Source organism: Pseudomonas sp. IPO3747 (assembly GCF_013385245.1).
GTDB lineage: Bacteria > Pseudomonadota > Gammaproteobacteria > Pseudomonadales > Pseudomonadaceae > Aquipseudomonas > Aquipseudomonas edaphica.
In genome coordinates this window covers 381,201-398,047 of the sequence record NZ_JACAQL010000022.1, presented here as the reverse complement: position 1 = coordinate 398,047, position 16,847 = coordinate 381,201, and the positions used below count along the sequence as shown (strand labels likewise).

Annotated in this window: 14 protein-coding genes; 11 read left to right on the top strand and 3 right to left on the bottom strand. The window is 60.2% G+C overall.

The window, feature by feature from the left end:
* Window positions 1-51: 51 nt before the first annotated feature.
* Window positions 52-747, bottom strand: coding sequence for a pirin family protein (locus HX790_RS23285; RefSeq protein ID WP_169985964.1), 696 nt, complete (start codon window positions 745-747; stop codon window positions 52-54).
* A 220-nt stretch (window positions 748-967) separates the two neighbouring features.
* Between HX790_RS23285 and HX790_RS23280 the strand changes: the two genes are divergently transcribed.
* Window positions 968-3,415: a UvrD-helicase domain-containing protein gene (locus tag HX790_RS23280; protein ID WP_176992240.1), complete on the top strand. Its 2,448-nt coding sequence runs from the start codon at window positions 968-970 to the stop codon at window positions 3,413-3,415.
* Between the two features lie 139 nt (window positions 3,416-3,554).
* Here the strand turns inward: HX790_RS23280 and HX790_RS23275 are convergent, their stop codons facing one another.
* A complete protein-coding gene (locus HX790_RS23275) occupies window positions 3,555-3,827 on the bottom strand; it encodes a DUF1652 domain-containing protein (RefSeq protein WP_026013572.1) in 273 nt (90 codons plus the stop codon).
* Between the two features lie 256 nt (window positions 3,828-4,083).
* Here HX790_RS23275 and HX790_RS23270 point away from each other — a divergent pair, with 256 nt between their 5' ends.
* The 4 genes from HX790_RS23270 to HX790_RS23255 are packed head-to-tail and all read left to right on the top strand — an operon-like array spanning window position 4,084 to window position 7,854.
* Window positions 4,084-4,890: an AraC family transcriptional regulator gene (locus HX790_RS23270; protein WP_017135582.1), complete on the top strand. Its 807-nt coding sequence runs from the start codon at window positions 4,084-4,086 to the stop codon at window positions 4,888-4,890.
* A gap of 49 nt (window positions 4,891-4,939) precedes the next feature.
* Window positions 4,940-6,346: an FAD-binding oxidoreductase gene (locus HX790_RS23265; RefSeq protein WP_176992239.1), complete on the top strand. Its 1,407-nt coding sequence runs from the start codon at window positions 4,940-4,942 to the stop codon at window positions 6,344-6,346.
* 26 nt (window positions 6,347-6,372) lie between these two features.
* A complete protein-coding gene (locus tag HX790_RS23260; protein WP_176992238.1) occupies window positions 6,373-6,714 on the top strand; it encodes a cupin domain-containing protein in 342 nt (113 codons plus the stop codon).
* Between the two features lie 60 nt (window positions 6,715-6,774).
* Window positions 6,775-7,854 carry a polyamine ABC transporter substrate-binding protein gene (locus HX790_RS23255; RefSeq protein WP_017135585.1) on the top strand — a complete coding sequence of 360 codons (1,080 nt, stop codon included), beginning with the start codon at window positions 6,775-6,777 and terminating at the stop codon, window positions 7,852-7,854.
* Between the two features lie 122 nt (window positions 7,855-7,976).
* On the opposite strand, the gene HX790_RS23250 is transcribed toward HX790_RS23255, so the two are convergent.
* Complete coding sequence (locus tag HX790_RS23250) at window positions 7,977-8,762, bottom strand: helix-turn-helix transcriptional regulator (RefSeq protein ID WP_017135586.1); 786 nt, start codon at window positions 8,760-8,762, stop codon at window positions 7,977-7,979.
* 200 nt (window positions 8,763-8,962) lie between these two features.
* Here HX790_RS23250 and HX790_RS23245 point away from each other — a divergent pair, with 200 nt between their 5' ends.
* The 6 genes from HX790_RS23245 to HX790_RS23220 all read left to right on the top strand — a co-directional run bounded on the left by HX790_RS23245 (window position 8,963) and on the right by HX790_RS23220 (window position 16,845).
* On the top strand, window positions 8,963-10,327 hold the full coding sequence (locus HX790_RS23245) for an APC family permease (protein WP_017135587.1): 1,365 nt from the start codon (window positions 8,963-8,965) through the stop codon (window positions 10,325-10,327).
* Between the two features lie 9 nt (window positions 10,328-10,336).
* On the top strand, window positions 10,337-11,440 hold the full coding sequence (locus tag HX790_RS23240) for a P1 family peptidase (protein WP_099549790.1): 1,104 nt from the start codon (window positions 10,337-10,339) through the stop codon (window positions 11,438-11,440).
* Window positions 11,441-11,808: 368 nt separating this feature from the next.
* Entirely contained in the window at window positions 11,809-13,257 is a 1,449-nt protein-coding gene (locus HX790_RS23235) for a serralysin family metalloprotease (protein ID WP_099549789.1), read from the top strand.
* Window positions 13,258-13,306: 49 nt separating this feature from the next.
* The gene (locus HX790_RS23230; RefSeq protein ID WP_170037108.1) at window positions 13,307-13,675 is read left to right on the top strand and encodes a protease inhibitor Inh/omp19 family protein; all 369 of its coding nucleotides are present in this window, start codon (window positions 13,307-13,309) and stop codon (window positions 13,673-13,675) included.
* A gap of 102 nt (window positions 13,676-13,777) precedes the next feature.
* Entirely contained in the window at window positions 13,778-15,535 is a 1,758-nt protein-coding gene (locus HX790_RS23225) for a type I secretion system permease/ATPase (RefSeq protein ID WP_176992237.1), read from the top strand.
* Window positions 15,532-16,845, top strand: coding sequence for an HlyD family type I secretion periplasmic adaptor subunit (locus HX790_RS23220; RefSeq protein WP_176992236.1), 1,314 nt, complete (start codon window positions 15,532-15,534; stop codon window positions 16,843-16,845). The genes HX790_RS23225 and HX790_RS23220 overlap by 4 nt, the downstream gene beginning before the upstream one ends.
* The last annotated feature ends 2 nt before the right edge of the window (window positions 16,846-16,847 follow it).

The window sequence follows — 16,847 nt, the reverse complement described above, 5'->3', positions numbered from 1 at the left end:
GCGCATCGCAGGCAAGCCAGCTCCCACAGTTGATTGGGTTCAGGCTGAAGGTCAGGCCAGGTCTACCAGGACGATTTCACTGTCTTCAACCGCTGTTACCCGCAACACCTGCTCATCTTCAACCGCCACACCGTCTCGCGCTTGCGCACGCAGGCCATTGACTTCAATCACCCCCGTCGCCGGCACCAGATACGCCCGGCGCCCGCTGTCCAGCCGATATTCGGCACTTTCCCCTGCCTTCAAGTTAGCCGCCACCAGACGTGCGTCCGCCCGAATGCGCAAGCTTTCAGTGTCACCGGCCTTGCCGCTGGCCAGGGTCACAAAACCCTCGCGATTGCCCTTGGGAAACGGCTTGGCACCCCATGATGGCGGCAGCCCGGCTTCATTCGGGATGATCCAGATCTGGAAAATCTTGGCGGGCATGGCTTCCAGGTTGTATTCGCTGTGGGCAATCCCCGTGCCGGCACTCATGACCTGTACGTCGCCCGCTTCGGTGCGGCCTTTATTGCCAAGGTTGTCGGCATGGCTGATGGCACCTTCACGCACATAGGTGATGATTTCCATGTCGCGATGCGGGTGCTGCGGGAAGCCCGTGCCGGGCGCAATGATGTCGTCGTTCCACACCCGCAGGTTGCCCCAGTGCATGCGCTTGGGGTCGTGGTACTCGGCGAAGGAAAAGTGATGATGGGCGTCGAGCCAGCCATGATGGGCGCCGCCCAGGGTAGTGAATGGTCGAAGTTCAAGCATGATGGGTCTCCTGTGGATGGTGGCTATCATCCAGCAGTACATGATCGATAAAAAGCGTAAAAAATGCCGGATTCCAATCTGTTTATTCGATTGATTGCTGGCGTTTTGACTTTTACTTCATCGCCTAACTGCATGACAACAAAGCAATTGGCTGGAACTGCGCGCCGATTCCGGCGACCATGGCACCTTCGCCAGAACCAACCTCATCGCTGGAGTCCGCGTGCCGCAACAAACGCCCGATCTGCCCCCCGAACTGCGTCCCCTGGCAGAAATGCCCCTGCTGAAACGGCTCGCCGCCCGTTTGTTTGGCCATGGCCTGACGCGTTTGCGTGCCCAGCATCGGTTTTCCTGGCTGCACGGCCAGGCGGACGGCTTTCGCAGCGGGCACGAAGCCGGCGTGGAATATGGCTATCGCGAAGGCAAGGCCGACGGCCTCGAGGAAGGTCGGCAGGTGTTGCTGATCCGCGACTTTCGCCCCGACGAGCACCGCGCACCGGGGGTGGATGACAGCTTGTTCGACGATTGGCGCTTGCCACTCACGGCCGACGTGAAGAAGCGCATGAAGGCTGACGTAGCACGTCTGCTACCGGCCCACGCCCAGCCCAGTGCCGCGCAATGGAAGATGATCTTCAGTGACACCCCATCGACCTCAGTGATTGCCGGTGCCGGGGCGGGTAAGTCCACCTCGCTGGTGCTGCGCATCCTCTTGCTTAACCACTATCTGGGCTTTGAGCTGAGTTCGATGACCGTGGTGACCTTCACCCGCGAATCGCGCAAAGACTTCATCAACAAGCTCATGGAAATTCTCGGCCTGTGGGGCCAGCCCCTTGGTTTCAAAGAAGCCCAGGCCGTGGTGCGTACCTTTCATTCGCGCATTCTGCCGATGGTGCGCAGCCTGCCGGGCTTCGAGCGGCTGCAAGCGTTTGAAAACCTCAGCAGCGGTTTCGACGATGCCGACAGCAACCCCTTCGACCTGCGTATCAGCGACGCCCAGCGCCAACAGATGAACACTTGTTATCACCGGCTGCATGGCCGCCATGCGCGCTTTCGCGAGCTGATCGCACCACTGGCCCGTCATGGCCTGCAACTCAAGGAACTGGAGCGCGACCACCCCGACGTGCAGAAACGCATCGCCGTCACCGAGTTGGCAGCCAAGCGCGATGAAGAACTTTGTGACGTGATCGAGGACCTGTGGTTTCGCGCCGGCGCCTGGCCGATCAAGGGCATAGAGCCCAGTCGCCAGACTTTCGAAATCAATGGTGCGCTATTCCACTGCCACGGCTACATCGCGGAACTGGATGCCTGGGTAGTACTGGGTTTTGATCCGCGGGAAAACGCTCAGATCAGCCGGCCGAATTCAAAGCTTTCAGTGCGCGCTGAGTGGGCGGTAAAGCGCACCTTGTTTCAAGCTTTCTGTCGCAAGCCATTGATATGGATCGATAACTACGAATCATCAAAGCGCCTTTTAAGCAGCCTGGCGGGCGATGCCAGCGCCGGGCCTGGATTTGATTACAAGGTCAAGGGCGAGCTGGCCTCGGCGCCGCTGTTGGACAGTTTCGTGATGGCGGCCGGGTTTATCGAGAATCTCGGGTTGGATGTGCCAACGGCTGTGGGCCAAATGAGCTTCGCCAAGGACGACCCGGACCGGGGCTACTTTGAAGCCTTGAGCATTTTCTGGAAGGCGCTGGAAGATCATTTGCTCGATCAATCGCCGCCGATCATGACCTATAACCGCATGTTTTCGCTGTTCGGTGAGAACACCCCGGAGAACCTCAAGCTGCTCAGCGATCCACTGCTACGGCCGATGTCGCACCTGATGATCGACGAGTTCCAGGACGTATCGCCGCAGATCGTCTCGTGGATCCGCGCCAGCCTGCGCGAGATTCGCAGCCGTGGCCCGGCGATGCACGTAGGGCGCGGGGCGCAACGCTCGTCGTTGCTGTGCGTGGGTGATGACTGGCAGTCGATCTACGGCTGGCGCGGCAGTTCACCCAAGTACTTCATGGCGTTCAACCAGGAATTCCCGTCACCCAGCACCACCCGCGTGATGCTCAGCGAGAACTACCGCAGCCACCAGCACATCATCGACGCCGCCGAACATGTGGTGCGCGCAGCCCCGGCGATTCCCGGCAAGAAGGCCAAGGCCAGTGGCGAGCCCAAGGCTTTGGAACCCGTCGTGGTACTGGAACGGGACGACGCCGCACTGGGGCGGCAGTTGCTGGAGCACTATCAGCGCGGTAATACAGTGCTAATGCTTTATCGAAAAAGTAGCGATAAGTTATTGATACAAGAGCATATTCAGTCTGTAGTTAATGTGGATTCTAGCTTGAATCCACAGGATCGCCGACTCAAACAGCTGACTTATCACAGTGCCAAGGGCCTGCAAGCAGACGCGGTATTCCTGCTCGGGGATTGCCAGCACGTCACCAGCTCGCCTTACAAAAACCAGGTTTACCGCATGGCGGGCCTGGGCAAGGACGGCGACAGCGAGCCCTACGACAGCGCGCAGAAAGACGAAGTGCTGCGCCTGGCGTATGTCGGGATTACCCGGGCGGTGAGCCATTGCTATTGGTATGTGGAGAAGCCGGAAGGCCAGGGCGTGAACGTGCCAAGGGCTTCGGAGCGGGTTGATGGGCGCAAGGCGTTTTTTGATGACCGACGCAGCTAGCAGCTAAACACAGTACCCAATGTGTGGGCGGGCTTGCCCGCGATAGCAGTAGATCAGTTGGCAACTTTGCAAACTGACACTCCGCCATCGCGGGCAAGCCCGCTCCCATATTGGTTAAGATTTACCTGTTAAATCGGGTTCACGCCCGCAACGACAGCGGCGGCACAAAACACTCCAGCTCATCCTCCACCGCTTCGATGATGCGCTCCACATCGGCCGCATTCATCACCGTGGCGCAAGGAATGCCGGCAATCGCGATCAACGTCTCGCCGCTGGCCCGGTCGAACAGGCGCGCAACCATACTGCCGGGGGCGTCCATACTCCCCTCGAAGCCCATCGGATGAAAATGCCAGCGCATCAGCTGGCAGGCGTTGGGAAATGTCACTTTGTTCATGTTGCCCACCTTGTTTATTGAGCGCTTCCTTTAGCTCGCGGCAGGGGGCCATGACCTTCACTGGTCGTGGCATCAAGACCTTCAAAATAGCATTCGTTCGCAAGCGCGCGGTGACTTTTTAGGGGCCGTTCGGCAGTTCTTTAGCGATCATATGACGTGGATCATTTCTTACTCAAAACCAGGCAAAAGGCCATTAGTCAGAAGTTCCAATTGACCATTGAATGCCGCCGGCAAATTCGGCAATCTCCCAGGCATTCCCGCCGCAGAGCCTTCCATGCAGCCCGTCTTGAGTGAAGAGTACGAACAAACCCAAGCCACCGGCGATCTGGTGTTGCGCCATCACCTGTGCTGGCGCCATCGCGACCTGGATGGCGTGATGTCCTACTACCACCCCGACATTCAGTACCACGACTTTTTCCAAAACCGCGTGGTGGGTCAGGCCGAGTTGCGCGAGTACCTGCAAGCCAGCATGCCGCGTGGCGCCGACGAGGCGATTGAGCACATCGACCGTATTCGCGCCGACGGCGATACCGCGTTTATCCAGTACCGCATTACGCTGCGCGGCGGCCAGGGCCTGGTGTCATTTCGCACCAGTGAGGCGATTACCGTGCGCGATGGGTTGATCTGGCGCGTCAACGAGTACGCCTCCCTGGTGCATGAGCAGCCGACCCAAACCCTGCGCCCGACAGTCAGCCGCCTGGGCCTGTCGCCCCAACAATTGGGGCATATGGCCAAAGATCTGCAGCAGTACTTCGAACTCAAGCAACCCTATCTCGACCCGGAGCTGGACCTGCAACGTGTGGCCAATGAGTGTGGCTACAGCCGCAACCAGATTTCCTACCTGCTCAACCAGGTGCTGGGGCAGAGCTTCTACCGTTACGTCAACCAGGCCCGGCTCCAACACCTGCTGGCTGCGCTGGACAAGGCTGTGCCGCCGATAAAGGTCGATGACCTGGCCTTTGCCGCCGGTTTTAATTCGCTGTCGGCGTTCTACAGCGCGTTCCGCCAGCACACCGGGCAATCGCCCAAGGCCTACGTCAAACAAATTTCTCTGCGTGCACGCGCGCAAGACAGCCCATAACGCCGCGCTCTAGGATCCAGCCTATCGAAATGAGGTTGGGGAGCTTGGCATGCCGGCATGGCGCAACATCAGTTTATGGATGGACCAGTTGGACGACCCGCTGGTGGCGCGGCCGTCCCTTGCGCACGACCTGGACGTCAATGTGGCGATTATCGGCGCCGGCTACACCGGGTTGTGGACCGCCTACTACCTCAAGCACCAGGCCCCGGAGCTGAAGATTGCGATTATCGAAGCGCAGACAGCAGGCTTCGGTGCGTCTGGCCGCAATGGCGGCTGGCTGATGGGCAACCTGTTGGGCGAAGACCGCCTGCTGGCCGGCCTGTCAGCGCAACAACGGCGCGCCTCGTTTGACCTGTTGCATGGCATCCCCGACGAGGTCGCCCGGGTGCTGTCCCGCGAAGGCATCGACTGCGACTACCGCAAAGGCGGCGTGCTGTACTGCGCGGCGCGTTACCCGGAGCAGGAAGGCAGCCTGCGCCGTTACCTGGACACGCTCCACGCCCTGGGCCTTACCGAAGCGGACTACCGCTGGCTGAGCCCGCAACAGCTGGCCGAGCAAATCCGCATCGCCAAGCCGTATGGCGGTATCTATGCGCCCCATGTCGCAACCATCAACCCCGCCAAACTGGTACGCGGCCTGGCGCGGGTGGTGGAGAGCATGGGCGTGACGATCTATGAGAACAGCCCGGTCACCCATTGGCAGTCCGGCAGCGTGCGCACGGCCAATGCCAGCGTGCGCGCCGCGTGGGTAGTGCCGGCGGTTGAGGGCTACGCCACCACGTTGCCGCCGCTGGGGCGCTATCAGTTACCGGTGCAAAGCCTGATTGTCGCCACTGAGCCGTTGCCGGCCAGCACCTGGGATGAAATTGGCTTGAGCCGAGGCCAGGCTTTTGGCGAAAGCAGCCGCCAGGTCACCTACGGCCAGCGTTCGGCGGATGACCGCCTGATATTCGGCGCCCGTGGCGGCTATCAGTTTGCCGGCAAGCTGCGCCACAACTTCGACCTGACCACCAGCGAAGTGGAGCTGCGCCGCTACCTGTTCAGCGAACTCTTCCCACAGCTTAAACACGTCAGGATTACCCACTCCTGGGGCGGCAACCTCGGCATGTCGCGCAACTTCCGGCCGCACATGCTCTGCGATCACACCACCGGCATCGCGCTGTCCGGTGGTTATGGCGGGGAGGGCGTAGGTGCCACCAACCTCGGAGGCCGCACCCTGGCCGACATGATTCTGGGCCTCGATACGCCGCTGACCACCCAGCCCTGGGTGATTCGCGAGCGTGGCCTGGACGCGCTCAAGGCCTGGGAGCCCGAACCCTGCCGCTGGCTGGGTTACAACGCGATCATTCGCAGTTTTGTCCATGAAGACCAGGTGCTGGCCAACCCCAACAGCGCGCCGTGGCGGCGCAAATTGGCGACCGGCGTGGCCGGGTTCATGGAAGGTTTCATGCACTGAGACGTTTCACTCACACGGGAAAACCCATGAGCATCACTCACTTCAAAGACGCGCTGAACGCCCACCTGCCGGACTCGTCACCGGTGGCCGTGCCCTTGGGCGAGCCTATCGCCGTAGCCTCGACCTTAAGCGTTGAGCGCAACGATGGCGTCGAAACCGGCATTTGGGAATGCACCCCAGGCCGCTGGCGTCGGCAGATCAAATCCCAGGAGTTTTGCCACTTTATCCAGGGCCGCTGCACCTTCACCCCCGACAACGGTGAAGTCGTTCACCTACAAGCCGGCGATGCACTGATGTTGCCGGCCAACAGCACCGGTATCTGGGACATCCACGAGACCGTGCGCAAGACCTACGTGTTGATTCTGTAACGCTTTGATCCTTGATCGCCTGCCATAAAAACAGCCCTAAAACCGCCAGGAAATCGAACCATGAAAGCCATTGCCCTGTTGCCCTTGATGTTGGTGGCCACTATCAGCCAGGCCGCCGAGACGGTGAAGATCTACAACTGGTCGGACTACATCGCGCCGGACACCACCAAGAACTTCCAGAAAGAAACCGGCATCGGTTTTACCTACGACGTATACGACAGCAACGAAACCCTCGACGGCAAGTTGATGACCGGCAAATCCGGCTATGACGTGGTGTTTCCGTCCAACCACTTCATGGCTCGGCAGATCCAGGGCGGCGCCCTTAAAAAACTCGACAAGAGCCAGCTGCCCAACTGGAAAAACCTCAACCCGGTGCTGCTCAAGGCTCTGCAAAACAACGACCCGGGCAACGAGCATGGTTTCCCGTACCTGTGGGGCAGCACCGGCATCGGCTACAACATCGACAAGGTCAAGGCGGTGCTCGGCGACAACGCGCCGGTGGATTCCTGGGACTTGATCTTCAAACCCGAGAACATGGCCAAGCTGCAAAAATGTGGCGTGGCGATTCTCGACAACGGCCCGGAACTGCTGCCGGCGGCGCTTAATTATCTGGGCCTGCCGCCCCACAGCAAGAAGGCCGAGGACTACAAAAAGGCTGAAGGCCTGTTGATGAAAGTGCGTCCGTATGTGGCCTACTTCCATTCCTCGAAGTACACCGCCGACCTGGCCAATGGCGAGATCTGCGTGGCTGTCGGCTTCTCCGGCGACATCCTGCAGGCCGAAAGCCGCGCCAAGGAAGCCAGGAACGGTGTGAATATCGGCTACAACATTCCCAAGGAAGGCGCCGCGATCTGGTTCGATATGGTCGCCATGCCGGCCGATGCCCCGGATGAAAAAGCCGGTTACGCGTTCATGAACTACCTGCTGCGCCCGGAGGTGATGGCCAGCATCACCAACTACGTGCACTACGCCAACGGCAACGCGGCGGCTGACAGCCTGGTAGACCCTGCAATCAAGGCCGACACCAAGGTGTACCCAAGCCCGGAAATGATGGGCAAGTTGTTTGCCCTGGAAGCAATGCCGCTGAACATCGACCGGATTCGCACGCGGGTGTGGAACACCATTCGTACCGGACGCTAGGGGTTACACCGAGCCCCTGTAGGAGCTGGCTTGCCTGCGATTGCGACCTGTCCGTCGGCTAGTGGGGACTGACACACCGCTATCGCGGGCAAGCCCACATTTTGACTGTGCAATGCCGGTTTTCAGGGGTTTTCCAGATCATGCCCCAACGACTGGATAAACAACGAAAACAGCTCCGGCTGCGACGAAATATCCAGCTTTGCGTACAGGTGCCGCCGATGCACCTTGACCGTGTCCGGCGAGATTTTCAAACGCTCGGCCATGGCCTTGGACGAGAACCCACGCAGCACCAGGCGCGCCACTTCCAGCTCGCGCTCCGACAGTACACCGCTGCCAAAATGGCTCAGCGCATCGCGAATCTGCGTGTCCATCGCCGGTACACGCTGGGTGCTTTGCTGCCAGTGCTGCTGCATCAACGGCAGCACCCAGGCCGCCAGTGTGGTCATCAACCCGGTCTCTTCAAAGTTGAAGCGTCGCTGCATGCCCAGCGACAAAGACAGCGTGCCTGTACCGGGTAACTGCAGAATGAATTGCACCTCGTCTTCCAACACGTTGTCGTGGAAGTAGTTGAGGAAGTATTCACTCTGGCGAAAATGGTCCGGTGCCACTTCCTCCAGGCGATACACGCCGCTGGCATAACCTTCGCGGTAAGCCTGGTAAAACGGGTCGATCAGGTACAGGCCATTGAGGTACACCAGCATCGAGGCCGGTTTGCTGCTGGGCTGGGCGTCGTATTCTTCCAGGGCCACGGGCGGGCCATCGAGGGGGTAAAAAATCGCCAGGGCGTTATCGAACGGCAGGCATTGGTGCAGCAACAGCACCAACTGCTTCCAGAAGTGCTCGGTGCCCAGGTGTGCGACGGTGCGGCCCAGGCCTGCGTGCATGCCGACCTCTCTGAACAGGCTCATAAACACGGCTCCAGCCCTCAATTGATCAGCCAAGGGTTCGGCTTTTGCCGAGTATCGTCAAGGGGAGTACGCCAATAGGGGAATTGGCCCGCATAAACACAGCGTTTACTTTGCCGTCATCCAGCGAGAAACATATCTCGCAACCGCCCGACTTTTTTCGTTTCTGCCTCCTACCAAAAATAACGACAGAGGATAACGATATGAGTGCTTCCCCCGCGCCAGACGGCGTGCTCAAGCCAACGCTGAGTGTTTTCGATGTGGTGGCCATCACGGTTTCGGCGGTCACGCCGGCCAGCTCCGTATTCGTGATTGCGCCGTTTGCCATCCAGCAGGCGGGCAGTGGTGTGTTCATGGCGTTTGTGATGGCGGCCTTGCTCGCGCTGATGTTCGCCTTCTGTTACGCCGAACTCGGTCGCGCCCATAACAGCGCCGGTGGTGAATATGTGTATGCCAAGCGAGTGTTTGGCGGCATGGCCGGTTATGCGACGTTTCTGACGGTGCTGGTGATGCTGTTGTTTATCCCGCCGGTCTTGGCCACAGGGGCCGCGACGTACCTGAATAACGCCCTGGGCACAAAATTCGACTCGCAAACCGTCGCCCTGGTGATCGTGGTGTGCAGCTACGCCCTGGGCATCCTCAATATCAAGCTCAATGCCTGGATTACCGGCACCTGCCTGCTGTTGGAAGTGGCGGCGTTGCTGGTGATCGTGTTTATCGGCTTTGGTAATCCCGTGCAGCCCGCCAGCGTGCTGTTCCAGCCGCAGATCGTCGAAAACGGCGTGCTGCACCTGGCGCCCTGGGCATTGGTGATTGGCGCCGTCGGCATCGGCCTGTTCTCGTTCAATGGGTATGGTCCTGCGGTATTGCTGGCCGAAGACATGAAGTGCGGTGGCAAAGGCGTGCACAAAGCGGTGCTGTGGTCGCTGGGGTTGGTGGTGGTGATCGAGCTGGTGCCGATCACGGCACTGCTGATCGGCGCGCCGTCGCTGAGCGCGATGATCAGCAGCCCTGACCCGATTGGCTATCTGCTGACCAGCCACGGCAATGAAACCCTGTCACGCCTGGTCAGTGCCGGGATCTTCCTGTCGGTGTTCAACGCGATTGTCGCTATCGTCATCCAGATTGGTCGAGTGGTGTTCAGCAGCGGCCGCGATGCCCTGTGGACGCCGCGCATCAACGCGCTGTTCACGCGTATTCACCCGCGCTGGGATTCCCCATGGCTGGCAACGCTGTTCCTGGCGGTGCCTTCGGCGCTGTTGAGTTTCAGCTCGAACCTGGCGGACCTGACGTCCTTCAGTGTATTGCTGATCATCCTGGTGTACCTGGTGGTGGCGTTGAGCGCGCTGATGAGCCGGGTGCTGCTGCGTGATCGCGAGCACCCTTATCGCATGCCGTTATGGCCGCTGCCGGCAGTGCTGGCGGTACTGGGCGCCGGTTACCTGCTGGTGACCCTGATCGCCGCGGCGTCGGTGCGCGACATCATGATCATCATCGGCTTGCTGGCCTTGTCGGTGATTTTGTATTGCATCACTGGCCGGACGAGTCCGGCGTTTCAGAAATTGTAAGGAGTGGGTATGCGAGCACGTCAACTGGGCATTACGTTGGGGCTGGGCACGCCCGGCAAATTGAATGCCATCACCGATGTTCCCGGTGTCCGGGTGGGGCACGCCACGCTCAAGACCAGCATCGACGGCAAGCAGGTGCGCACCGGCGTCAGCGTGATCCAGCCGCGCGCCGGGGAGGCGCGACAGCAACCGTGTTTCGCCGGCTACCACGTGCTCAACGGCAATGGCGACGCCACCGGCCTTGAGTGGATCAGCGAAGCGGGGCTGCTGACCACACCCATCGCTATCACCAACACCCACAGCATCGGGATTGTGCGTGACAGCCTGATTGCCCTGGAGCGCGAGCGCCTGGCGGACCCGGCGGTGTACTGGTGCATGCCGGTGGTGATGGAAACCTACGACGGCCTGCTCAACGATATCTGGGGCCAGCACGTCAAGCCTGAACATGTGCGCCAGGCGCTGGACGCGGCCGAGGGCGGCCCGGTGCAAGAGGGCGCCGTCGGCGGCGGCACCGGCATGATCTGCCATGAGTTCAAGGGCGGCATCGGCACGGCATCCCGGCGTGTGCCAGAGGAGCAGGGCGGTTGGACCGTCGGCGTGCTGGTGCAGGCCAACCATGGCAAGCGCCAGGAGCTGCGCGTGGATGGCTACCCGGTCGGGCGCCAGTTGATGGACATTCCATCACCCTTCGCCGAGCGCGGCACGCCGGGCATGGGTTCGATCGTGGTGATCATCGCCACCGACGCGCCGTTGCTGCCCCATCAATGCCAGCGCCTGGCGCAACGCGCCTCCATCGGTATCGCGCGCACCGGTGGCGGCACCGAGGATTCCAGTGGCGACCTGTTCCTGGCCTTCGCCACCGGCAATCACGGCCTGCCACCGGCCGATTACGGGCGCAAGGACCTGGCACTCAGCAGCGTATTGCGCATGGTCAACAACGACCATATTTCGCCCTTGTTCAGTGCCGCCGCAGAGGCGGTGGAGGAGGCGATTATCAACGCGATCCTGGCGGGCGAGGACATGACGACGGAAGACGGCATCACGGTACCCGGACTTGCCGACGAAGTATTAATCGGCGCGTTAAACAAGTGCGGCTGGAGTCTGTCCCGGTAATGGGGGGCACGCACTTTAATAGTGCGGGTGGTGGCTCTTTAATATTGAACTATGACACCGTGTCAATATATTGGATCCATTATTAGATAGGGCCGCTCAGCAAGAGCGGCTTTACCGCTATTTAATATTTAAATAACAGTCGGCGGCGATTTGCAGCGCTAGCGCAATTACCCCCAGCAAACGCTGTGTGCGACTTCCTTAAGTTGAATCTAGGTCACATTTTTGTTGCGGAAATATTTGTAGACGAAAGATTTCAAGTTGTGTCAGTTTCGATACGCCTTCAAAAGAGGCGAGTGATAGGACGATCCTCGCCCGCGAGGTTCCTATCGAACAAAGACTGATGCACTTGCAAACAAGGAAGTACGTTTATGTCAAAAGTAAAAGACAAAGCTATTGTATCTGCCGCGCAAGCCAGCACTGCTTACTCGCAAATCGATAGCTTCAGCCATCTGTATGACCGTGGCGGTAACCTCACGGTCAATGGAAAGCCCTCGTTCACAGTGGACCAGGCCGCCGACCACCTGTTGCGCGAGAATGCTGCGTATCGGGACATTGATGGCAACGGCAAGATCGACCTCACCTACACCTTCCTGACCTCGGCTTCCTCGGCCACCATGAACAAACATGGCATCTCCGGGTTCAGCCAGTTCAACACCCAGCAGAAAGCACAGGCCGCATTGGCCATGCAATCCTGGGCGGATGTGGCCAACGTCACCTTCACCGAGAAATCCTCGGGCGGTGACTTCCACATGACCTTTGGCAACTACAGCAGCGGCCAGGATGGCGCAGCGGCCTTCGCTTACCTGCCTGGCACCAATGCCAAGTACAACGAGAGCGGGCTGGACGGTACTTCCTGGTACCTGACCAACAACAGTTACACACCGAACAAGACCCCGGACCTGAACAACTATGGCCGGCAGACCCTGACCCACGAAATCGGGCACACCCTGGGCCTGGATCACCCTGGCGACTACAACGCCGGGACCGGCAACCCTTCGTACAAAGACGCGGACTATGGACAGGACACGCGTGGCTACAGCGTCATGAGTTACTGGAGCGAGAGCAACACCAACCAGAACTTCAGTAAAGGCGGGGTCGAAGCCTATTCGTCCGGCCCGCTGATCGACGACATTGCCGCGATCCAGAAGCTCTACGGCGCCAACTACGCCACCCGCGCCGGCGACACCACCTACGGTTTCAACTCCAACACCGGGCGTGACTTCCTCAGCGCCACGTCCAATGCCGACAAGCTGGTGTTCTCGGTATGGGACGGTGGCGGCAACGACACCCTGGACTTCTCCGGTTTCACCCAAAACCAGAAGATCAACCTCAATGAGGCCTCGTTCTCCGACGTTGGCGGCCTGGTGGGCAACGTGTCCATCGCCAAGGGCGTTACCATCGAGAACGCGTTCGGCGGTTCGGGCAATGACCTGATCATCGGCAACAACGCCGCCAACATCATCAAAGGCGGTGCCGGCAACGACATCATCTACGGCGGTGGCGGTGCCGACCAACTATGGGGCGGCGCCGGCAATGACACCTTCGTGTACGGTGCCAGTTCCGACTCCAAGCCGGGTGCGGCGGACAAGATCTTTGACTTCACCTCCGGTTCGGACAAGATCGACCTGTCCGGCATCACCAAAGGTGCAGGCTTGAGCTTCGTCAATGCATTCACCGGGCATGCCGGCGATGCTGTACTGAGCTATGCCTCGGGTACCAACCTGGGCACCTTGGCGGTGGACTTCTCCGGGCACGGCGTGGCGGACTTCCTCGTCACCACCGTCGGCCAGGCAGTCTCCAGCGACATCGTAGCCTGATGTAAAGCGCGCGGCGCCCCGGCGCCGCGCTCTCAGGATGGAGCAGCAGATGCCGCGTTTTTCCCATTTGATCGCCTGTGCTTCACAGGTGTTGTTCGTTTCGGCAGGAGCCCACGTCATGGCGAGCAGTCTGGTTTTACCCACCACCGCGCAATTGGCCGGCCATTGGCAATTGCAGCAACAGGACCAGGTGTGTGCACTCGACCTGTTGGATGAGCCCAACGCCGTGGCCGGTGATGTTGCCTGTGCCGAGCTATGGCTGAGGGAAAAGCCCCTGACTTGGTTGCCGACCCCGGACGGTATCTGGCTGTTTAATGCAGAGGGCAGCGGGATTATTCATTTGAATCGCGAGAAAGACGGTGAATACAAAGGGCGCACGCCTTCAATACCGGAAGTTGTGCTGCAACGAACACCCTAATTAAAAAGTTATAAGCTTATAACAAGAGTTTAATAGTTGACCGCTCACTTCAGGGCGCGGACAACTATTGCGCGTCATTGACTTCGGGGAAGAACAGACACTATGGCGAAGTCCAATGTGATTGCGCCCTTATTTAGGGCGCTGGGTGAATACAAGGGTATTTTGATCAGCATCGGCTGCTTTACCGCCTTGATTAACCTGTTGATGCTGGTGCCGTCGATTTACATGCTGCAAGTGTACGACCGTGTGTTGTCCTCCCAGAATGAAACCACCCTGGTGATGTTGACGCTGATGGTCGTGGGTTTCTTTGTCTTCATCGGCACGCTGGAAGTACTGCGCAGTTTTGTCGTGATTCGCATCGGCAGCCAGTTGGAGCGGCGCTTCAACTTGCGCGTGTACAAAGCCGCGTTTGAACGCAACCTGCAACGCGGGCAGGGGCATGCCGGGCAATCGCTGGGCGATTTGACCGTGATCCGCCAATTCATCACCGGGCCTGCGTTGTTCGCGTTCTTCGATGCGCCGTGGTTTCCCATCTACCTGTTTGTGATTTTCCTGTTCAACGTGTGGCTGGGCGTGTTGGCCACGGCGGGCGCTGTGTTGTTGATCGCGCTGGCGTGCCTGAATGAATACCTGACCAAAAAACCACTGGGCGAGGCGGGTGTTTTTTCCCAACAATCAACCCAGCTGGCTACCAGCCACCTGCACAACGCCGAGACCATCCAGGCCATGGGCATGCTCGGCGCGTTGCGTAAACGCTGGTTCGCGGTGCATTCGCAGTTCCTCGGGTTTCAGAACCGGGCCAGCGACACCGGCTCGGTGATTACCTCGCTGAGCAAATCCCTGCGCCTGTGCCTGCAATCCTTGGTGCTGGGCCTGGGCGCCTTTCTGGTGATCAAGGGCGAGATGACCGCCGGGATGATGATCGCCGGGTCCATCCTGATGGGCCGTGTACTCAGCCCTATCGACCAATTGATTGCGGTGTGGAAGCAGTGGAGTTCGGCCAAGCTGGCTTACCAACGCCTTGACGACCTGCTGCGTGAATTCCCACCCGAAGCCGAGCAAATGGCGTTGCCGGCGCCCAAGGGCCAGGTGAGTTTCGAGCACGTCAGCGCCGGCCCGCCGGGGCGGCGTGTGGCGACCTTGCAACAGGTCAGTTTCAACCTCGGCGCCGGTGAAGTGCTGGGCGTGCTCGGTGCTTCGGGTTCGGGCAAATCGACCCTGGCCCGTGTGCTGGTTGGCGTGTGGCCAACCCTGGCCGGCACCGTGCGCCTGGACGGCGCGGATATCCATCGCTGGAACCGCGACGACCTCGGCCCGCATATCGGCTACTTGCCCCAGGACATCGAACTGTTCAGCGGCAGCATCGCCGACAACATTGCGCGCTTTTGTGAAGCCGACCCGGAGCGGGTGGTGAAAGCCGCGCAACAGGCCGGTGTGCATGAGTTGATCCTGCGTCTGCCGCAAGGCTACGACACCGTGTTGGGCGACAACGGTGGCGGCCTCTCCGGCGGCCAGAAGCAGCGGGTGGCCCTGGCGCGTGCGCTGTATGGCGCGCCGCGTTTGATCGTGCTGGATGAACCCAACTCCAACCTCGACACCGTGGGCGAGGCCGCCTTGGCCAGTGCCATCGTGCAGATGAAAGCCCAGGGCAGCAGCGTGGTGCTGGTCACCCACCGCTCCTCGGCGTTGGCCCAGGCCGACAAGTTGCTGGTGCTCAGTGAAGGCCAATTGCAGGCCTTCGGCCCCAGCCAGGAAGTGCTGCGCGCGTTGTCGGGCCAGCAACAGCAGGAAGCGCCACGGGAAAAGGCCGGTGTGAGCCTTAGCCGTCAGTACCAGACCGGAAGGAATCCAGGCGCATGAGCAGCCTTACTGTAGAGCCCCGCTTTAAAGAACGTGATGCCGGTTTTTTCGTAAAGATGGGCTGGTGGTTGACGATTGTCGGCGCCGGTGGGTTTTTCCTTTGGGCCAGCCTCGCGCCCTTGGACCAGGGCATCCCGGTGCAAGGCACGGTGGTGGTCTCGGGCAAGCGCAAGGCCGTGCAAACCTTCAGCCCTGGGGTGGTCAGCCGGATCCTGGTGAAGGAGGGCGAGTTGGTCAAACAGGGCCAACCGCTGTTTCGCCTCGACCAGACCCAGAACCAGGCCGACGTGCAGTCGCTGCAAGCCCAGTACCGCATGGCCTGGGCCAGCGTGGCACGCTGGCAGAGCGAGCGTGACAACCAAGCGGCGATTACCTTTCCCGCTGAGCTGAGCGCCAACCCCGACCCGGCCCTGGCCCTGGTGCTGGAAGGCCAACGCCAGCTGTTCAGCAGCCGCCGTGAAGCCTTTGCCCGTGAACAAGCCGGTATTCGCGCCAACATCGACGGTGCCACCTCGCAACTGAGCGGCATGCGCCGCGCCCGTACCGACCTGTCCGCCCAGGCGCAATCGCTGCGTGATCAACTCGCCAACCTGCAACCGTTGGCCGACAACGGCTATATCCCGCGCAACCGCTTGCTGGACTACCAGCGCCAACTGTCCCAGGTGCAACAGGACCTGGCGCAGAACAGCGGAGAAAGCGGACGCGTGGAGCAGGGCATTCTCGAATCACGCCTCAAATTGCAGCAGCACAGTGAGGAGTATCAGAAAGAAGTGCGCAGCCAGTTGGCCGACGCGCAACTGCGCAGCCTGACCCTGGAACAGCAACTGACCTCGGCGGGTTTTGATTTGCAGCACAGCGAAATCAATGCACCGGCCGATGGCATTGCGGTCAACCTCAGCGTGCACACCGAAGGCGCCGTGGTGCGCGCCGGTGAAACCCTGCTGGAGATCGTGCCCCAGGGCACGCGCCTGGAAGTGGAAGGGCGCCTGCCGGTGCATCTGGTCGATAAAGTGGGCACCCACCTGCCGGTCGATATCCTCTTCACTGCCTTCAACCAAAGCCGCACACCACGCGTGCCGGGCGAAGTCAGCCTGATCTCGGCCGACCAGATGCTCGATGAAAAGACCGGCCAGCCTTACTACGTGCTGCGCACCACGGTCAGCGAGGCTGCATTGGAAAAACTCCACGGTCTGGTGATCAAGCCGGGCATGCCCGCCGAGATGTTTGTGCGTACCGGCGAACGCTCGCTGCTCAATTACCTGTTCAAACCGCTGCTCGATCGCGCCGGTTCTGCGTTGACTGAGGAATGAGC